General features: G+C 52.3%; 17 protein-coding genes. 15 read left to right on the forward strand and 2 right to left on the reverse strand.

All coding sequences use genetic code 11. The features are described from left to right. Window positions 1–532 precede the first annotated feature (532 nt). The 9 genes from flhD (at window position 533) to PY990_RS11950 (ending at window position 9,591) form a co-directional block, all read left to right on the forward strand. Window positions 533–850, forward strand: coding sequence for a flagellar transcriptional regulator FlhD (flhD, locus tag PY990_RS11910; RefSeq protein ID WP_008253127.1), 318 nt, complete (start codon window positions 533–535; stop codon window positions 848–850). A gap of 82 nt (window positions 851–932) precedes the next feature. Then, window positions 933–1,496: a flagellar transcriptional regulator FlhC gene (flhC, locus tag PY990_RS11915; protein ID WP_105028593.1), complete on the forward strand. Its 564-nt coding sequence runs from the start codon at window positions 933–935 to the stop codon at window positions 1,494–1,496. Between the two features lie 320 nt (window positions 1,497–1,816). Next, window positions 1,817–2,680, forward strand: a complete 864-nt coding sequence (motA, locus tag PY990_RS11920; protein WP_275271790.1) for a flagellar motor stator protein MotA — start codon at window positions 1,817–1,819, stop codon at window positions 2,678–2,680. 15 nt (window positions 2,681–2,695) lie between these two features. Further along, complete coding sequence (gene motB / locus PY990_RS11925; protein ID WP_171098255.1) at window positions 2,696–3,664, forward strand: flagellar motor protein MotB; 969 nt, start codon at window positions 2,696–2,698, stop codon at window positions 3,662–3,664. 28 nt (window positions 3,665–3,692) lie between these two features. Next, window positions 3,693–4,625, forward strand: a complete 933-nt coding sequence (locus PY990_RS11930; protein ID WP_275271791.1) for a chemotaxis protein — start codon at window positions 3,693–3,695, stop codon at window positions 4,623–4,625. 9 nt (window positions 4,626–4,634) lie between these two features. Further along, window positions 4,635–5,024 (forward strand): chemotaxis response regulator CheY, encoded by a 390-nt coding sequence (gene cheY, locus PY990_RS11935; protein WP_105028596.1) that lies wholly within the window; start codon window positions 4,635–4,637, stop codon window positions 5,022–5,024. A gap of 33 nt (window positions 5,025–5,057) precedes the next feature. Beyond that, complete coding sequence (locus PY990_RS11940) at window positions 5,058–5,831, forward strand: protein phosphatase CheZ (protein WP_275271792.1); 774 nt, start codon at window positions 5,058–5,060, stop codon at window positions 5,829–5,831. Between the two features lie 36 nt (window positions 5,832–5,867). Further along, window positions 5,868–7,706 carry a chemotaxis protein CheA gene (locus PY990_RS11945; RefSeq protein ID WP_275271793.1) on the forward strand — a complete coding sequence of 613 codons (1,839 nt, stop codon included), beginning with the start codon at window positions 5,868–5,870 and terminating at the stop codon, window positions 7,704–7,706. Between the two features lie 139 nt (window positions 7,707–7,845). Next, window positions 7,846–9,591 (forward strand): methyl-accepting chemotaxis protein, encoded by a 1,746-nt coding sequence (locus PY990_RS11950; protein ID WP_275271794.1) that lies wholly within the window; start codon window positions 7,846–7,848, stop codon window positions 9,589–9,591. 47 nt (window positions 9,592–9,638) lie between these two features. Here the strand turns inward: PY990_RS11950 and PY990_RS11955 are convergent, their stop codons facing one another. Continuing rightward, entirely contained in the window at window positions 9,639–9,992 is a 354-nt protein-coding gene (locus tag PY990_RS11955) for an Hpt domain-containing protein (RefSeq protein ID WP_275271795.1), read from the reverse strand. 109 nt (window positions 9,993–10,101) lie between these two features. On the opposite strand from PY990_RS11955, the gene flhB reads away from it, so the two are divergent. Beyond that, the gene (gene flhB, locus PY990_RS11960) at window positions 10,102–11,232 is read left to right on the forward strand and encodes a flagellar biosynthesis protein FlhB (RefSeq protein WP_275271796.1); all 1,131 of its coding nucleotides are present in this window, start codon (window positions 10,102–10,104) and stop codon (window positions 11,230–11,232) included. 384 nt (window positions 11,233–11,616) lie between these two features. Here the strand turns inward: flhB and PY990_RS11965 are convergent, their stop codons facing one another. After that, window positions 11,617–12,036 (reverse strand): hypothetical protein, encoded by a 420-nt coding sequence (locus tag PY990_RS11965; RefSeq protein WP_275271850.1) that lies wholly within the window; start codon window positions 12,034–12,036, stop codon window positions 11,617–11,619. Here PY990_RS11965 and flhA point away from each other — a divergent pair. Genes flhA through PY990_RS11990 form a run of 5 tightly spaced genes read left to right on the forward strand, consistent with a single transcriptional unit; the run spans window position 11,993 to window position 18,873 of the window. After that, window positions 11,993–14,113 (forward strand): flagellar biosynthesis protein FlhA, encoded by a 2,121-nt coding sequence (gene flhA / locus PY990_RS11970; RefSeq protein ID WP_171098268.1) that lies wholly within the window; start codon window positions 11,993–11,995, stop codon window positions 14,111–14,113. The genes PY990_RS11965 and flhA overlap by 44 nt on opposite strands. Then, window positions 14,110–15,444, forward strand: coding sequence for a flagellar biosynthesis protein FlhF (gene flhF / locus PY990_RS11975; protein WP_275271797.1), 1,335 nt, complete (start codon window positions 14,110–14,112; stop codon window positions 15,442–15,444). The genes flhA and flhF overlap by 4 nt, the downstream gene beginning before the upstream one ends. Window positions 15,445–15,467: 23 nt before the next feature. Further along, window positions 15,468–16,226 carry a hypothetical protein gene (locus PY990_RS11980; RefSeq protein ID WP_275271798.1) on the forward strand — a complete coding sequence of 253 codons (759 nt, stop codon included), beginning with the start codon at window positions 15,468–15,470 and terminating at the stop codon, window positions 16,224–16,226. A gap of 25 nt (window positions 16,227–16,251) precedes the next feature. Continuing rightward, a complete protein-coding gene (locus PY990_RS11985; protein ID WP_275271799.1) occupies window positions 16,252–16,968 on the forward strand; it encodes an RNA polymerase sigma factor FliA in 717 nt (238 codons plus the stop codon). A gap of 6 nt (window positions 16,969–16,974) precedes the next feature. Continuing rightward, complete coding sequence (locus tag PY990_RS11990) at window positions 16,975–18,873, forward strand: PAS domain-containing sensor histidine kinase (protein ID WP_275271800.1); 1,899 nt, start codon at window positions 16,975–16,977, stop codon at window positions 18,871–18,873. The last annotated feature ends 2 nt before the right edge of the window (window positions 18,874–18,875 follow it).

Below are 18,875 nucleotides of genomic sequence, written 5' to 3' on the forward strand. Positions count from 1 at the left end.
TGATAATTCTCCAAGCAATTTCGTTGATTCAAGTTGGCTGCGTCATCTGGTGCGCTGCCTTATGCCCTGTTATCGATGCCTGGAAATAAAACTTGAGGCCTTCATTCGCAAATAAAAAATATTGTTTTTGCTCCCTCAAGTTCACCGAATCAGTGTCGTAATGAGGCGATTTTTCCTGAAAAAGAATGCCGCTGCCTCCTCAAGTTTTCTTTAAAGGTGTCCGTTATCTTCAGCAGGCACTTAACAATTAGGGCCCCTGCCGCTAGGGGCAGCACGAAGTGGGGGTCAATCGAATGGGGGGATCCCCCCAAACTGTGATTCTTCCATCGGGCCTATTGAGCGACAGTGTGTCCATGTAAGGCAGTTCCCTACACGTCGAATTCCAGCTCGGTGACTCAATGTTTGGACGTTGGATGATTCAGGTAATTGGGCGAGAGGCCGAAGATACGTATGAGGGAAGTGTCGCTGCGATTAACAAAGCAGCGCAAATTGAGGATGCAGTACAACAGAGATTGAATTGGAGGATGTTCAAATGAAAAGTACCCGTCTACTAGATGAAATTCGCGAAACCAACCTGTCTTATTTGTTGCTGGCTCAGCAACTGATTCGCGAAGACCGCGCCGAAGCAACCTTCCGTTTGGGCATTTCCGACGAAGTGGCCGAGTTGATCGACCAACTGACCACCGCGCAAGTGCTGCGTATTGCCTCAAGCAACATGCTGATGTGCCGTTTCCGTTTCGACGACGAAGTGGTTTGGAACTTGCTGACCAGTCACACCAAAGACCGCAGTGTTTCCGGCATGCATGCCGCAATCATCATGTCTGGCAAGGCAGTGAACGCTGCTGCTTAATCAAAGACTCGGTAACTATTCAGGATGTAACAAGAAAAACTCAGGCATCCAACATTGACATCAGACAGGGGTCAAAAAAATCATGGCTAAAGTTAAATCAATCATCGACGAAGCAGCACAAATTCAATTGGCCACGCAGCTGATTCGCCTGGATGCGCGCTTGCAGGTTCTCGAGTCCGAAACGCAGTTGTCTCGTGAACGTTTGTTGAAGCTGTACAAAGAACTCAAACACAAGTCGCCCCCCAAAGGCATGCTGCCTTTTTCAACCGACTGGTTCATGACCTGGCAGCCCAATATTCACTCTTCCCTGTTTATCAATATCTATCAAACGCTGATCAAGAGCACAGACATTGAAGACATTGAAGCCATCATCAAAGCTTACAGGATGTACCTGGAGCAAATTACCCAGTTGGGTTTGCCCGAGGTGCTGTCGCTGACTCGCGCATGGCGCTTGGTGAAGTTTTTTGATGCCGGCATGTTGACCACAACCGAGTGCAAAGACTGCGAAGGCCGTTTTGTGGTGCACACGTATGAATTGGTGAACGATTATGTGTGCGGCCTGTGCCACATGCCTTCTCGCGCCGGTAAAACGCGACAGTCGGCAGCAGACCGTTTCTTCAACGAAGAAGCCAGTATCGAAGCTTAAGTATTCAGTTTACAAAGCCCAGGGAGAAGGGCTTTTCGTTTACCCCCGCTGCACCAAAAGGTCCGGTTGCATCCTCCCACCCTCTGTCTCTTCCGGGTCTGCAGTGGGGGTTTCTCACTCCCGAATGACCAGCCCATGTTGCTGGTCATTTTTATTAAACCCCCCTCAAAAATGGCTATCACCAAGGATTGTGAAATCCTGGCCATGCCTTGAAATCACCCAGAAAAGCCACTTTATTCGGACAAAAGATTTTACAAATTCTGCCGACAATACCTATACAGAAAACAGAAAAACCATTCATCGACAGAGAACTTCAACCCATGTTAGTAGCAATCGGATTCGTGATCGTGATTTTCTCCGTGCTGGGCGGTTTCGCCTTCATGGGGGGGCACCTGGTAACGCTGTGGCAGCCAGTTGAAATTTTGATTATTGGCGGTGGTGCTCTGGGTGCGTTTGTGGTGAGCAATACGCCCAGCATTTTGAAGGCCACCGGCAAGGCCCTGGGTGGTGCATTCAAACCCAGCGCAATTACCAAGGCTTTTTATATGTCTTTGATGGCCTTGATGTATGAAATTTTGACCAAGGTGCGCAAAGAAGGTTTGATGTCGATTGAAGGCGATGTGGAAGAACCCGAACAAAGCCCTTTGTTTCAGAAATATCCCGAGGTATTGGCCGACCACCACATTGTTGAATTCTTGACCGATTACCTTCGCTTGATGGTCAGTGGCAACCTGAACCCCATGGAAATTGAAAACCTGATGGATGGCGAGCTTGAAACCCACCACCAGGAGGCACATACCCCCCAATCTGCCGTTCAGCAAATGGCTGATGGTTTGCCCGCTTTCGGTATTGTTGCTGCGGTGATGGGCGTGGTGCACGTGATGGGCTCAGTGGGGCAGGTCAGTAACGCCGAACTGGGCGTGATGATTGCTGCTGCCCTGGTGGGTACTTTTCTGGGTATTTTGCTGGCCTACGGTTTTGTGGGCCCTTTGGCCAGCATCATCAACCACAAAATTTCTGAGTCATCCAAGCCGTTCGAGTGTGTAAAAACCACCTTGCTGGCAAGCCTGAATGGTTATTCACCCGCACTGGCTGTCGAGTTCGGCCGAAAGGTTCTTTATTCCACAGAGCGTCCAACGTTCATTGAACTGGAAGAGCACGTGAAGAGCACCAAAGGCAAATAAAGGCAAACAAGCACCATGGCGAAGTCTGACGAAGAACGTCCAATCATCGTAGTCAAGAAGATCAAGAAAGGTGGCCATGGTCACCATGGCGGCGCCTGGAAAATTGCGTACGCCGACTTCGTGACTGCCATGATGGCTTTTTTTCTATTGATGTGGCTGCTGGGTTCTACCTCGGAAGGTGACCTGAAAGGCATCTCTGACTACTTCAATTCACCCTTGAAGGTGGCACTGGTTGGGGGTCCCGGATCTGGCACTGCAACGAGTGTAATAGACGCAGGTGGTACTGATTTGTCACGCTCTGTGGGGCAAATCAAAAGCGGAAGTACCGACAAGGCGACCAACAGTAGTACCTCCGATGCCACGGCAGAGGCGCTCGAGCGCGCAGAGTCCAAGCGCTTGCTTGAATTAAAGGGGGAAATAGAGGGCCTAATCGACGCATCAGATTTGATGAAACAGTTTAAAAATCAAATCATGCTCGACATTACGCCTGAAGGTTTACGAATTCAAATTGTGGATGAGCGAAATCGCCCCATGTTTGATTCTGGCAGTGCGGTGTTGAAAGATTACATGAAAGACATTTTGCGGAATTTGACCAAGTTGTTGAACCAAGTGCCCAACAAGCTGACCTTGTCAGGCCACACGGATGCAACGCCTTATGCAGCTGGCAACAAGGGGTACAGCAACTGGGAATTGTCGGCAGACCGGGCCAATGCCAGTCGTCGGGAAATGTACACGGCAGGAATGCCGGACCAGAAAATATTGCGGGTGGTGGGTTTGGCCTCCTCGGTGTCGCTGGATGAAAAAGACCCCTACGCCGCAGTAAATCGAAGAATTGCGATTGTGGTGATGAACAAACGCGCAGAAGAAGCAGTGCGGGCGCTGGCCAACCTGGATGACGGACAAGATCCTGGCTTGATAGAGCTTCCACCCGTACCCAAAGTTGAAGGCTTGCCGTTTCCAAAAAACGGGCCAAGTACGAATTGAAAGAAACAGACTATTTGTCAGGAGCAACATGATGCAAAACGATTATCGCTTGATGAACATGATTGACGAAAAGGCAAGGCTTGCAGGCTCCAACAAAATGGAGTTGCTGCTCTTTTCGTTGGGTTCTACTGAAGTGTTCGGTATCAACGTATTCAAGGTCCGCGAAGTGTGCGAAACCTTGCCCATCACGCGAACCCCCAATATGCCCGCTGGTGTGGAGGGAATCATTTCACTGCGTGGCAGTATTTTGCCGGTAATCGACCTTGCACAGTGCCTGCGCATGGGCAATGGTGAAGCGCGGACCAAGCTGATCATCACCGAGTTTTCTTCACACACCCAGGCTTTTCTGGTGCAAGACGTAGACCGAATTGTGCGAGTGGACTGGGAGCAGGTGAAATCGCCCCAGAGTATTGGCCAGTCGCAAAGTGCAATGATCACTGCCCTGACAGAACTGCCCGATGGCAAGCTGGTCTCCATTCTGGATGTTGAGCAAATTCTGGGTGAAGTGATTGGTGAAGGCGATGTGCCCAATATGGACAGCATGCGCCCTGAGCACCCATACCCAGTGTTCTTTGCAGACGATTCGAACATGGCCCGCAAGAAAATCACTGAGGTACTGGAGAAACTTCACCTGCCTTACCAAAGCGCCATCAACGGTCGAGAGGCTTGGGAAAAACTGCGCAACATTGCCAACCGCGCCGAACAGGAAAACAAAGACATTCGAGATGTGGTTTCTCTCATCCTGGTGGATGCGGAAATGCCTGAAATGGACGGCTATGCGTTGACACGTCACATCAAGGAAGACGTTCGCTTCAAGGGTATTCCTGTGGTGATGCATTCCTCACTGTCCTCAGTTGCAAACAAGAAGTTGGGTCAGCAGGTTGGTGTGGACGCCTATGTGGGCAAGTTCCATCCCGAGGAGTTGGCGCAGATGGTTACCTCAATGCTTCAGCCAGCGTAAGGAGCAAGCATGAACCCCGAAGATTTAAGAATCCTGATTGTTGACGACTTCTCGACCATGCGTCGAATTGTTCGCAACCTGCTCAAGGAAATTGGCTACAACAACGCCGATGAAGCGGAAGACGGTGCAGTGGCCCTGGCCAAACTGAAAGCCGGCAATTTCAACTTTGTTGTCAGTGATTTGAATATGCCCAATATGAATGGCTTTGAGTTGCTACAAAACATTCGTGCCGATGCCGAACTCAAGCATTTGCCCGTGTTGTTGGTGACCGCAGAAGCCAAGAAAGAGGACATCGTGACCGCAGCCCAAATGGGTGCGAATGGTTACATCGTCAAGCCTTTTACCAAGGCAACACTTGAAGAAAAGCTGGGCAAGATTGTCGCGAAGATGTCTGTCTAATTACAAAGAATCAGAAATGGAGAGGTCGCAACGATGAGCCCAGATAATCTGAAAAGTGGTGACAACGACGATTTGGAAGCGTTGTTTGATGAAATCGCAGAGCAACGTGTTTGGGATGATGCACCCGCTGCCGTCCCGCAGGCATCGTCTTCTGTCGCACCCGCCGCTCAAGCACCAGTGAATTCCAGCCCGGCCGATGAAGAGCCGCATGATGTATTTCGCCGCGTAGGTTCCCTCACTCGCAAACTGCACGATGCTTTGCGTGAACTGGGGTACGACAAAAGTGTTGAGCATGCGGTGAACGCCTTGCCTGATGCACGCGCTCGCTTGAACTACATCGCTGACCTGACAGGCAAAGCCGCCGAGAAAGTGCTGGCTGCGGTGGAGGCCTCTCAAAAACTGAATGACGATGTTTCAGCCCGTGCCGCAGAACTGGACAGACAGTGGGATCGCCTCTACAACAACGAGATGAGTCTTGAAGAGTTTAAGTCGCACGCTCGTGAAAATCGCGAATTCATGAAAGAGATCAGTCAGTGTAGCGGGCAACTGGGGGGGCACCTCACCGACATCATGATGGCGCAAGACTTCCATGACCTGACAGGCCAGGTGGTCAACCGCATCGGCAACATGGCGCAGGGTCTTGAAGAGCAACTGGTTCAGCTGTTGCTCGACACCACGCCACCCGATCAGCGTAAGCAGGTTGAAGAAACATTCCTCAATGGTCCGGCCATCAATGCAGCAGGTCGTACCGATGTGTGCAGCAATCAAAGCCAGGTCGATGACCTGCTGGAAAGCCTAGGCTTCTAACAACACAAACAACCGGGCTGACGTGGGAGAATACAAATGAGCGCATTCAGTGATGTCGAACTGCTACAGGACTTCTTGACCGAAGCAGGAGACTTGTTGGAGGACGTGGACAGCAAGCTGGTCGAACTGGAGCAAAGCCCGGAAGATGCCGATTTGTTGGCCACTGTTTTCCGCGGTTTTCACACCATCAAGGGTGGCGCCGGTTTTCTGGAAGCAACACACCTGGTGGAGCTATGCCACAAAACAGAAAACCTGTTTGACCTGTTGCGCTCCAAGAAGCTTGTTCTTGATGCTGAAATGATGGACTCCATCATGGCCGCCACCGGGGAAGTACACCGCATGTTTGGTGAAATGCGCAACGGGCACCAGCCAGGCGCAGCACCGCAAGAATTGCTGGAAGCACTGGATGCCGCCATTGAAGGGCGCACTATGGCACCCGCCGCAGCGCCAGTTGCGCAAGTGGCTGCGGCAGTACACGCGCCAAGCCAAGCCAAAACATTGAATGAACTTGCGCAAATCTCGGAGGACGATCTGGATTGGGCTGGTTTGTATGAAGCTGTGGTAGGTGTGCCACCCCGAGAGCTTGAACAGGCTGCACTGAGCACAGGCATGGCCACCGAGGCAATTTCAAGGCAGGCTGCTGCTGCAGTTCGCCCCAAAGCACCTGCACCGAAAACCAAAGCTGCTCAGCCTTCAGCAGCCGTGCAAAAAGAGAATACCATTCGTGTGGACACAGCGCGTTTTGATCAAATCCTGAACCTCAGCGGTGAAATCGGCTTGACCAAGAACCGCCTGAACTGCCTGTTCCAGGCTTTTGCATCCGGTGCCAGCAATGAAGAATTGATCAAGTCGCTCGACACGGTAGTGGGCCAACTTGATATGCTTGTTTCCGACTTGCAATCGGCTGTGATGAAGGCCCGTATGCAGCCAGTGGGCCGCGTATTCCAGAAATACAGTCGCCTGGCCCGTGATGTTTCTCGTCAGCTGGGCAAAGACGTTGAATTGGTGATTGAAGGTGCAGAAACCGAGGTGGACAAATCCATCCTCGAAGAGTTGAATGACCCCTTGATTCATCTGGTGCGAAACGCAGTTGACCATGGTATTGAAACCATTGCAGATCGCACAGCCTGCGGCAAAAATCCGAAAGGCATCGTCAATTTGTCCGCCCGCCAAACGGGTGATCACATCGTGATTGAAATTCAGGATGATGGCCGAGGCATGCGCCCTGAGATCATTCGCGAGAAAGCAGTTGAAAAAGGTTTGATTTCCGCCGAGGAAGCCGGACAGTTAAGCGTGCAAGAAAGCCTTCAACTAATCTTCTTGCCTGGTTTTTCAACCAAAGACCAAATTTCGGATATTTCAGGCCGCGGCGTGGGTATGGATGTGGTGAAAACCAACATTCAACGCCTGAACGGTCGGATTGATATTCAGTCTGAACCTGGTCATGGCTCCACCATCACTATTTCGTTGCCATTGACCCTGGCTATATTGCCAGTGTTGATGTTGAAGCTTGAAGAGCAAATTTATTCCCTGCCTTTGTCCTGTGTTCGGGAAATCATTCCGATCGAAGAAGACAAGGTGCAATACGTTGGGGGTAAGCCCACCATGGTGGTGCGTGGTGAAGTGATTCCATTGCTTGATCTGGCCACTTTGATTGGCCGCGAGAGTGCGCCGACTCCGAAGGTGGGTGTACTCACAATCAGTGGTAACAAGGCCTGTATTTTGGCGGTTGATTCGCTGGTGGGCCAGGACGAAGTCATGATCAAACCTCTGGATGGTGTCAAGCCTAAAGGTGTGGCTGGTGCCACCTTGTCAGGCGAGGGTTTGCTGGTGTTGGTACTTGAACTTCGTGAGTTGATTGAAGGAAAGCTGTAACCAGAACTAAGGTGTTTTTCAGGGTTTTATAACCCGTATGGTTGACTCCTTTTGCGTGGACAATTGAATCATCGGCACAAGATGCCAATGACATTCACAAACACCTCGCGCACCAAGCGAGGGGCAAGGAGTTGACCTCATGAATTCACTGTACCGTTCGATTGAGAAAAGTTTTTTCTACACACTCAGTCGAAAACTGTTTGGCAATGTGGCCGGTATTGCGTCGGTTGTTTTAATCGGTTACCTGGTCATCTACAACTGGGCGATGGGTCAGCTGGCCCCCGAACAAATGGGCGATTTTCGTCTCATTCTCAGTATTTCCCTTGGGTTTACCTTGATTGCCTGCGCTGGTGCTTTTGCGTACCTGCGCCACTTAATCGTGCGACCTGTGCACTTGCTCAGCGAGCGCATGGATCAACTTGCAAATGGTGAGGGCGACTTGTCTGTGAACTTGCCCACGGTGACTGAAGACGAACTGCGTGGTTTGGCAGAAAACTACAACGCCTTCATGGTCCGTTTGCGCGACTTGATTCACGAAATTCGCCGAATGACTGCCCAAGTCTCGATGGAATCTGTTCGCGTTTCCGGCAGTTTGAAAGACGCCAGCCGCACCGCTGACAAACAAGGCAACATCACTTCCGAAATTTTCCAGGCGGCAGATCAGGCTTCTCATGCGATGGAGAACGTCGCCAATAGTGCAAACTACTTGTCGCGTGCCACCGAAGAACATCTAGACACGGTGAATTCCTCCTACCGTGAACTGCTCACGGTGGCCGATGAAATGAACGCTGCCTCGGGCAGTTTGAACAGTTTTGGGCACACTGTTGAGAAACTGGCCGAAACCGGCAAAGGTATTGAAAACATCGTCAAGCTGATCAATGACATTTCAGATCAAACCAATTTGCTGGCCTTGAATGCTGCAATTGAAGCCGCTCGCGCTGGTGAGCAGGGTCGCGGTTTCGCGGTGGTTGCCGACGAAGTGCGCGGCTTGGCCGAGCGAGTCAAGTCAGCCACCGGTGAAATTCGGGGCAATATTTCGTCCATGCTTCGCTTGGTTGGCGACACTCAGCAAGAAACGCGTGAAATTAATCAGAGCATTTTGAAAGGTCAGCAAACGGTGAGCACCTCATCGGCCAAGTTCTCTGGCATGGTCCACAGCTTTGAGGAAATGAGCACCCAGATCAACGATGTGACCCAGCAAGTTCAATCGGTCAAACAGATCAATATGGAAGTCTCTGGCAAGGCCTCTGAAATTCGCGAAACTGCCCAGTCTGTCATCAATCAAACCAGCGAGTCCGAGAAATCAAGTTCAGAACTTGCAGCAGCCACTGACAGGATCAAGGAATTGGTAGCCCGATTCAAAATTGGCAAGGGTGCTTACGAACAAATTATTGAGCAAGCCATGTTGGTACGCGAGCAATGCAAGAATATATTGATTGAGGCCCTGGACAATGGCCATGATATTTTTGATGAAGCTTACAAAGCTGTGCCCAACTCCAATCCGCAAAAATACAGCACCCGCTACGACAAAGCTGTGGAGCGTCCACTGCAAAATGCCTACGATCAGTTGGTGGCCAGTGTGCCCGGCTCGGTGTTCTCCTTGTGCGTGGATAGAAAAGGCTATGCCCCGACGCACAACAGCAAGTATTCACGCCCTTTGACTGGCGACTTGAAAAAAGATTTGGTGGAAAGCCGAGACAAACGCATGTTCAGTGACCCGGTGGGTTTGCGAGCAGCGCAAAACCTGTCGCCTTGGTTGTTGCAAACTTATCGACGTGACACCGGCGAGGTGTTGAACGATTTGTCACTGCCCATCGAAATCAACGGACGCCATTGGGGAGGGCTGCGCTTGGGCTTCAGTCCCGAGTTGTTGATCAAGGATTAAATACCAGCAATTCAAAAAAACGGATAGGGGTCCGTTTCTCACCGCGCTCAGGCGCGGTTTTTTTTTGCCCAGTCTTTCAAGGTTGCTTCGCAGGCGTTCAGTACGGTAATCAGTTTTGCGGTGCTGTTCTCGAAGTACGCAATACTTTTTACCCCGGATTGCCTGCAAGCCACCTCCAGTTCTTCTGCCAAATTTCGACACTCCTCAAAACCAATCGCGGCGCTTGCACCTTTGATGTTGTGCGCAGCGTCACCCAAGGCGTTCAAGTCCTGTCTTTCGCATGCGGTTTGTAGCTTTCCAATATAGCTTGGGCATTCTTTGATAAATACGTCGATCAACATGATTAACAGGTCAATGTCGTTGTCGATTCGCTCTAGTGCCTCGGTGGGGTTGTATTGCATGGCTTGAGTTTTGAATTCAGAAGAATCCCATGTTACCTCTTCAAATCGGGGTTTTGAATTGCGTGTATCCTTTTCATAATAAGAACATTCCAACACTGCAGGTGCTGCTTTGGCAGAAGAAACCGATCAGGAAAAAGACTTACCCGCGTCGGAACAGAAGATCCGTAAAGCGCGAGAAGAGGGTAACTTGCCCCGTTCCAGGGAGCTGGGCGGAGGCGTGGTACTGCTTGCCGGTGTAGGTTTGCTTTATACCATGGGCGGCGAACTGGTCAGTCAAAGTGAAAAGCTGATGCGCCAGGGTTTGGTGCTGGATCGCGCCCAGGCTTTTGACACCAAACACATGGGTTTGAAATGGGTGTCCATGTTGCAGGAAAGTCTGTTTATTCTCGTTCCGCTTTTTCTTGTGGTGGTGGTTGCCGCAATTGTTTCCAACATTGCAGTGGGCGGCTTTAACTGGTCCACCAAACCGCTTGAACCGAAGTTCTCGAAGCTGAATCCAATCAAGGGTTTGAAAAACATATTCTCGGTCAACGGTTTGGCCGAGCTCGTCAAAGCCATTTTGAAAACAGTGGTACTGGGCGGTGTGGGCTACCTGCTCTTGATGCAGGATCTGGGTGAGTTCACTCAGTTGTCAGCCATGCCGCTTGAACATGGGATGGCCGAGACCGCGCGAATTACCATCAAGGATGCGCTTATTCTTGCGATTGCATTTCTGTTGATTGTGTCGATTGATGTGCCTTATCAGCTTTGGCGCTATTACAAAGGTTTGCGCATGAATCTGGAAGAGCTCAAGCGAGAATCGAAAGAATCAGAGGGCGACCCCCACCTGAAAGGCAAGATCAAAAGCATGCAGCGCGAAGCAGCACGCCGCCGTATGATGGCTTCGGTACCCAATGCCGATGTAATTGTCACCAACCCCACGCATTACTCTGTTGCCTTGAAATACGACAAGGATGGCAAAGGTGCGCCCCGCGTGGTGGCTAAGGGCATCGGCCCGCTGGCCTTGAAAATTCGGGAAGTGGCCAAGGATAACAAAGTACCCATGGTGGAAGCGCCGCCACTGGCCCGTGCCTTGTATTCCAATGTTGAGCTTGAGCAGGAAATTCCGGGTGCCTTGTACACGGCAGTGGCCAAGTTGCTGGCCTATGTTTATGCACTTGCGGAAGGCAAGGGCCACATGGTGGAAGTGCCGGGTGAAGCGGATATTCCGAAAGGCATGGATCCGGGGCCGGCTGCTTGAGGATCACCGCTGCTGTGTGTTGCCCACTCGGCGTGGGTTACTAGTTCCGAACTGGATGGGTGACTTGGGAGCCAAACTTGAATGGTCACCGTTGTAGTTTCTGGCCAACTCGGCATGGGTTACTTGTTCCGCACAGAAAACCGCTTAGTCCCTTTTTGAATGGATTCTTGCTCACCTCGCTCGGCAAAAGGGCGGGCCGAGTCTCGGCGTCGGCTTGTAGCCGACCGCTGCGAATCCATTCAAACGGGGCGGTTTTCTTAAAGTGCGCCCCAAGCAATCCCACTGCCGAGTTGGCTTGAACCCGCAGAGTGCACCCCTTTGCAAGTTCAGCTCCCAGCTCTCCAGTGCAGCGCTTCGCCATCACCGAGCGACTCACGGCGGTGTTCACTGGTCAATCGGCACTGGCGAATCTCCCTCGCCACGCAACTCACGGCTGATTTCATCGTCCAATCGGCGGCGGTGTTTCGATCGCCTCGCCTTCAAGAAAACCTGCCCTTGTGTGTCGAGCAGGGCCGGTGTTGCCCAGCATGGGCGACAGAGAACGGACCCGCCCCGCAGTTTAGGAGGGTCGTTCTCAGGCATCGCAAGGCTCAGCAAGGGAGAAACAGGTTTTCTGGCGAGAGATCGGAACCCAAGCCGATTGAGCCACCAAGAAAGCGGCGCGAGATCGGAACCCAATCCACAATAAGACGGTAATTCGCCTTCAATTCCACCGTTGAGAAAACCTAAAGTTTTCCATAATTGAACCGTTAACAACTTGATGGGCGGAATTGTGGCCTCCACCGCATTCTCTTTGGACTTCATAAAAGCAGGCCTGGCCGGCGACAAGGTAAAAACCCTGGGCGCGCCAATCTTCATCATCCTGATCCTGGTCATGATGATTTTGCCTGTACCACCTTTCGCCCTCGATCTGTTTTTCACTTTCAATATTGCAATTAGCCTCATGGTGCTGGTTGCTGCTTTGTACACTACCCGTCCACTCGACTTTGCTGCATTCCCTACCATTCTGCTGGTAACTACCTTGTTGCGCTTGAGCCTGAACGTCGCCTCAACCCGTGTGGTGCTCATGCATGGCCATGAGGGTCCAGATGCTGCAGGCAAAGTGATTGAAGCTTTTGGTCACTTTTTGGTCGGCGGCAACCTTGCAGTTGGTATTGTGGTGTTCGTCATCTTGATGTTGATCAACTTTGTGGTGATCACCAAAGGTGCTGGCCGAATTGCCGAAGTGTCTGCGCGTTTCACATTGGATGCCATGCCCGGCAAGCAAATGGCAATTGATGCGGATTTGAATGCCGGCTTGATCGCTGAAGACGAAGCCCGCAAGCGGCGTGCAGAAGTGAGTCAGGAAGCCGAGTTCTTTGGTTCAATGGACGGTGCCAGCAAGTTTGTGCGTGGCGATGCCATGGCTGGCATCATGATTCTGATCATCAACATCATTGGCGGTTTCGCGGTGGGTGTGATGCAGCACGACATGACCTTTGCTGATGCTGGTACGGCTTATGTGCTGCTGGCCATTGGTGATGGTCTGGTGGCGCAAGTACCCGCACTGGTCATTTCAATTGCCGCAGGTTTGGTTGTGGCACGCGTGGGGCAGGGGCAAGACATTGGCACCCAGCTGGCCAGCCAATTGCTGAAATCTCCACAGGCTGTGGGCATTACCGCTGGCATCATGGCCTTGTTGGGCATTATCCCGGGTATGCCCACACTGGTGTTCCTGTTGCTTGCAGGAGGTTTCGGATATTTGTCATATCACCTTTCCCAGAAAGGCAACATACAGAAAGTGGTGGCTACCACTGACGACCAGGCCAAAATCAAGGCCGCCACCACCGAAGCACAAGAAGCCACTTGGGACGACCTGGTGCCCATCGACACCATTGCGCTTGAAGTGGGTTACCGACTGATCGCCTTGGTGGACAACAAACAAGACGGCGATTTGCTCAAACGAATCAAGGCCATTCGCAAAAAGTTTGCACAGGAAATCGGTTTCCTGCCACCGGCCGTGCATTTGCGCGACAACCTGGAATTGCGCCCCTCGGTGTACCGTATTTTGCTGAAAGGCGTGTGCATGGGCGAAGGTGAAGTGTTCCCGAACCAACACCTGGCCATCAACCCCGGTCGCGTCACCATGCAGTTGCCAGGTCCGCAAACCACCGACCCGGCATTCGGTTTGCCTGCTGTGTGGATTTCAGATGATCAAAAAGAGAAAGCGAATGCAGCGGGTTACACCGTTGTGGATGCTTCCACTGTGGTGGCCACGCACCTCTCACATATTTTGCAAACATCAGCAGCCCAATTGCTGGGCCGAACCGAAACCCAACAGCTACTGGACCACTGTGCGAAAAGTTCTCCGAAAGTGGTGGAAGACCTGACCCCCAAGTTGCTGGATGTTGCCGTGATTCAGAAAGTGCTTCAAAACCTGCTGGAAGAAAGCGTTCACATTCGCGACTTGCGCACCATTTTTGAAACCCTGCTTGAGAACGGCGTTCGCACCAAAAACCCGCTTGAATTGACAGCCGCAGTGCGCATTGCCTTGGGCCGTGCCATTGTGCAGGCCCTGGCTGGTACCACCGAGGACCTGAATGTACTGGTCATGGAACCCAAGTTGGAACAAATGATCACCCATGCTCACACCGCGGCAGGGCAAGACCAAGTGGGCATTGACCCTAACTTGGCAGAAAACCTGGCCCGCCAGACTGCCGATGCGGCTGGTCGCCAAGAGCAACTGGGCCAAAGCCCCGTGCTGCTGGTGCCCGATGCACTGCGCTTGTCCATGGCTCGATTGTTAAAGCGTGCAGCACCCAATCTTCGGGTGTTGTCGCACAGTGAAATTCCTGAAAACCGTACTATCCGCGTTGCGCAAGTCGTAGGAGCGAAAGCATGAAGCTGAAAAAATTCACAGCCCCCACCACAAGAGAGGCCTTGCAAAAGCTGCGTGCTGAACTGGGTGAAGACGCCATCATTTTGTCCACCAAGCAAACTGCTGCGGGCACTGAAGTGCTGGCCGCATCCTCGCAAGACCTGGACACTGTGACTGAGAAACCAGCAGCCCAGTCGGCGCCGCTGTCGTGGACCAAGGCTGAGCGCACACAATTTGCCGCTCAGGAGACAACACGTCAGCCTACACCTGCGGAGAAAATTGCGCAGCAGGTGGCCGCGCAGCGTGACGTACTGATTAACCGCGCGCCCGCTGTGCATCAAATACCGCAAACCTTGCCTGAACATGACATGATTTCGGACGTGGCCAAGCGCCGTTCACAAGCGGCTAGCGATTCCATGGCCAGCGAGCAAAATGCAGTGCTGGAAGAAATCAAGCAAATGCGCCAGTTGTTGAAAGACCAAATGGCCATGATTACCTGGCGCGATGCCTTGGAGAAAAATCCCCAGCGCGGCGAGTTGTGGAATCAGCTAACCCAATCCGGATTCTCCCCCCTGTTTGCACGCACAGTGGTTGAAAAACTGCCAGCGGATCTTTCCGACAGCCAGGTACAAGACTGGGTGATGAATGTCATCAAGAAAAACCTGAACGTAGTTCCGGCCGACAAAGACATTGTTGAAACCGGCGGCACATTTGCCTTGGTTGGCCCCACCGGTGTGGGAAAAACCACCACCACCGCCAAACTGGCCGCGCGTTGCGTGGTGAAGTACGGTGCCGACTCGCTGGGCTTGATCACCACCGACAGCTACAGAATTGGCGCGCAAGACCAGCTGCGCATTTACGGCAAAATTCTGGGCGTGCAGGTGTACACCGCACAAACCCATGCCGACCTGGCCCAGCTGCGCAATACCATGCAGCGCAAGCGGCTTATTTTGATTGACACTGTGGGCATGGGGCAACGCGATTCGCGCGTGGCCGAGCAAACCAAAATTCTGACTGACAGCCATGTAAAGCGCGTTTTGCTGCTCAACGCCACCAGCCAGCCAGAAACGCTGGATGACGTGGTGCGCCATTACAAAAGCACGGGCCTGAATGGTGCCATTCTCTCCAAACTGGATGAAGCCATCAAAATTGGCGGAGTGCTTGATGTTGTCATGCGCCACAAACTAGCCTTGCACTACATTGCCACCGGGCAGCGCGTACCTGAAGATCTTTTCCCGGCCGACCCACGTGTGTTGGTACACCGCGCCATGCGCGCGCGCAGCAGCCAGGCGTTTCAAGCCTCGAGCGAGGAATTGAAATGGAAAATGGCCCAAGTCTCTGCGACTGGAATCTAAAGTTTCATGGTCTACTGAATCCTATGGATCAAGCCAAAACACTTCGCCACTTGTTGGGCCGCAAGGCCGCCACTGTTCACCCGATTCTTGGTGACATGGGGAGCGATTATGCAGCCTGCCTGGCCCGTTTTGTATTGGAACAGCAGGCGCGATCTGACCGCTCAGCCGTGTTATTCGACGGTTCAGCAGCGGGCCTTCCACAACTATTGCCTGCGCATGCCAGCACCGATCTGATCGAATTTTTCAATGGCAAGCTGAATCTGGAAGACCAGGTCATCGAGCTTGCTGAATCCCAATACCTGGTGGTGGCCCGAATCGGTCTTGAAGCCCTGGCCAAAAAGCCGGCTCAATCCCGGGCCCTGCTGGGCAAGCTTCACCGCATGCCGGTAAGCTGTGACCGCTTTTATGCCACCTTGCCTTACGAGGCAGTGGAACTGGCCAAGGCATTTTCTCCGCAAGACGACTGGTACTGGGTAGTGCAACCCACCGCACGATCCGTTACCCGCGCCTTTCAGGCCATTCGTTCTTCAAAAGGGGTAGACGAAAATATTCACCATCGTGTTATTGTTGCGGGTGTAAGAAGCACAGATGAAGCCGATCACGTGTTCGCAAATTTGCTGGAAAGCACTTCAAGCTTTCTGGTCAATCCCCTGCAGTATGCGGGGCATTTGCCAGCCTTGCCCTCGGGCAAAGCCTTGAACCAGGTCGGTCGGGAGATGATTGCGGCAGGTCGGAGAATCGCAAAGGTCATTTGCTCTTTCGACGAACACGCACTGGCGTAATAACAAGACAGGAAGCACAGACTCCATGTACACAGCCCAGGGCACTTTAGACAAATCAAAGCAGGTGGACCAGTACATCCCTCTGGTTCGCAGGTTGGCGCATCACCTCATTGCCAAGTTGCCCGCATCGGTGCAAATCGATGATCTGATTCAAGCCGGCCTGATCGGCCTGATGGACGCCATTACCCGATTTGAAGAAGGGCAGGGCGCCCAGTTTGAAACCTATGCCAGTCAGCGAATTCGTGGCTCCATGCTCGATGAACTGCGCTCAGCCGACTGGATGCCGCGCGGCGTTCGCCAGGCACAACGAAAAATTGAAACCGCAACCCTGAAAGCCGAGCAAAAACTGGGGCGCTCCGCCTCTGAGAAAGAGATTGCTGAAGTCTTGGGCGTGAGTCTGGACGAATACCAGGAAATGTTGTTTGATTCGCGCGGTGCATCGCTGGTTTTTTACGACGACTACGCAGACGACGGCGATGGTGAAGGTTATCTGGATCGCCAGATTGGCGGTGACGAAGAAGCCAATCCGCTTGAAATGCTCGGTGATCAACGTTTCCGGGAAAACCTCATCCAAGCCATTGAAGACCTGCCCGAGCGTGAAAAAATGCTTATGGGCCTGTATTATGAGCAAGAGTTAAACTTCCGTGAAATCGCCGCTGTCCTTGGCGTGACTGAATCCCGGGTGTGTCAGTTGCACACACAGGCGGTTAGTCGCCTCAAAGCCAAGCTTCGCGATCACTAAGCACACATGGCTGATCCCAAAGCCCCGGGAAAACCGAAAACTTTCGAGCAATCCCGCACCCGGGTCAATCGTTCCTTGATCTTGGTGATTTTCACTGGCATCGGTCCGCTTGCTTTGGCCGCCTTTTACATGGCAGCCACCACTTCCGATCCTGCCAACTGGAATTTAACTGTACTTTTCACCTTGGTGCTTGGCGTGTTGGGTGCATGGTTCATGGGCAACAAGCTCATGTCGGGCCTGCTTGAAATTATTCGCTCGTCCATCCAGTCTGAAAGCCAGTTGCGCCGCCTCATGGAACTCTCGGGCGATTGGTACTGGCACCAGGATTCGGCCCACACCATTGTGCGTATCATCTACCGTGGCAAAGATCAAAACAGTAACGCCAAAAGCGGGTTCAAATTGCCTTTTGATGGTTTAGCCCGTTGGGACGTCGAAGGCTTGAAGTGTATTGATCCGCGCTACAATTGGGACACTTTCAAAGAGCTGCTGGACAGTCACCAACCCTTTGACAGGGTTTGCTTTGAGTATTGGCCTCAAAACTCTGAGCGTATTATTTTTGAATCCACTGGCCGGCCTTTGTACAACGCCAACGGCGATTTCATGGGCTACATGGGCGTGTCCTCCGATCGCACGCAGAAACGCCTGAATGAACAGTTGCTTTCCCTGCAACGTTCGCTGTTGCAGGGTGTGTTGCTTTCTGCACCCATTCCCGAGTTGGCGTCGTCGTATGCGCGTGGTTTGAAAAACTGCCTCACCGTGCATGCCGAAGTGGTGCTGGGTTTTCGCGACAAATCCGAGCACAACCACTGGCGTGTGCGCGGTACCAACCCCAAGCTTCGCATGCCACTTGAAAAAGGGCAGGCATTTTGGGACAAGGCCGAGCAACTCTGTGAGCCTCTGGAAGGTCACGACCAGCATGGTTTGGTCTGGATCGCCAAAATGAAACCCGAGCATTATTTTGAAGACAATTGGGCAAGCGAACTTGGCATTACTGCGGTGTGGTTTGCTCTGCGCAAAGCCATCGAGCCCAATCAACCGGAGTACTGGATCATGGTGGCCCAGCAGGGCGTCAACAACACTGGTCACGATGATGTGTTGCGTGTTTTAACGGCCATTCGCCTGCTTGGTTTGTGTGTAGAGCGTCGGGTTTTCGAAGACGATTTACAGGGTCTGAATGGAACGCTTGAGCAGCGAATCAACGACCGGACTGCAGAGCTCACCCGCAGCAATTCCGAACTTGAAGCATTCACCTACACGGTATCGCATGATTTGCGTGCGCCCCTTCGCGCCATTGATGGTTTTTCCAGCATTCTGAAGGAAGACTTCGCCGACAGCCTGCCGGAAGATGCTCGTGGCTTGCTTGATCGAATCAGCAACAACGCACGTCAAATGGGTGGTCTCATTGATGGCTTGCTCGACTTTTCGCGTTTGCTGCGCACCGATGTTGCGCGCGTCAAAGTAGACCAGCAGCAGCTGCTGGATCAAATTCTGGATCAACTCGATGCCCGGCGAAAGAACGTGGTGGAGTTGTGTGAGCTTCCTCCCGTGTATGCGGACCCCGTATTGTTGAAGCAGGTGTGGATGAATCTGATCGACAACGCCCTGAAGTTCAGCAGCAAGGCGGCGCAGCCAAAGGTCACCATTGACTGCGAAAAAACAGGTCGTTTTTACAGTTTTAGTGTGCGAGACAACGGCGCTGGTTTTGACATGAAGTACGCCGACAAACTGTTCAACGTGTTTGAGCGTTTGCACCACAAAAAAGATTTCGATGGCACCGGGGTAGGCCTGGCCATTGTGAAACGAATTATTGAACGTCACGGCGGCGAAATCAGCGCCAAGGGTGAGCTGGGCCAGGGGGCCTGCTTCACATTCACCTTGCCTGAGCATTCCGACCTGAACGACTAAAA

This window comes from Limnobacter olei (genome assembly GCF_029087225.1).
Taxonomy (GTDB): Bacteria; Pseudomonadota; Gammaproteobacteria; order Burkholderiales; family Burkholderiaceae_B; genus Limnobacter; species Limnobacter olei.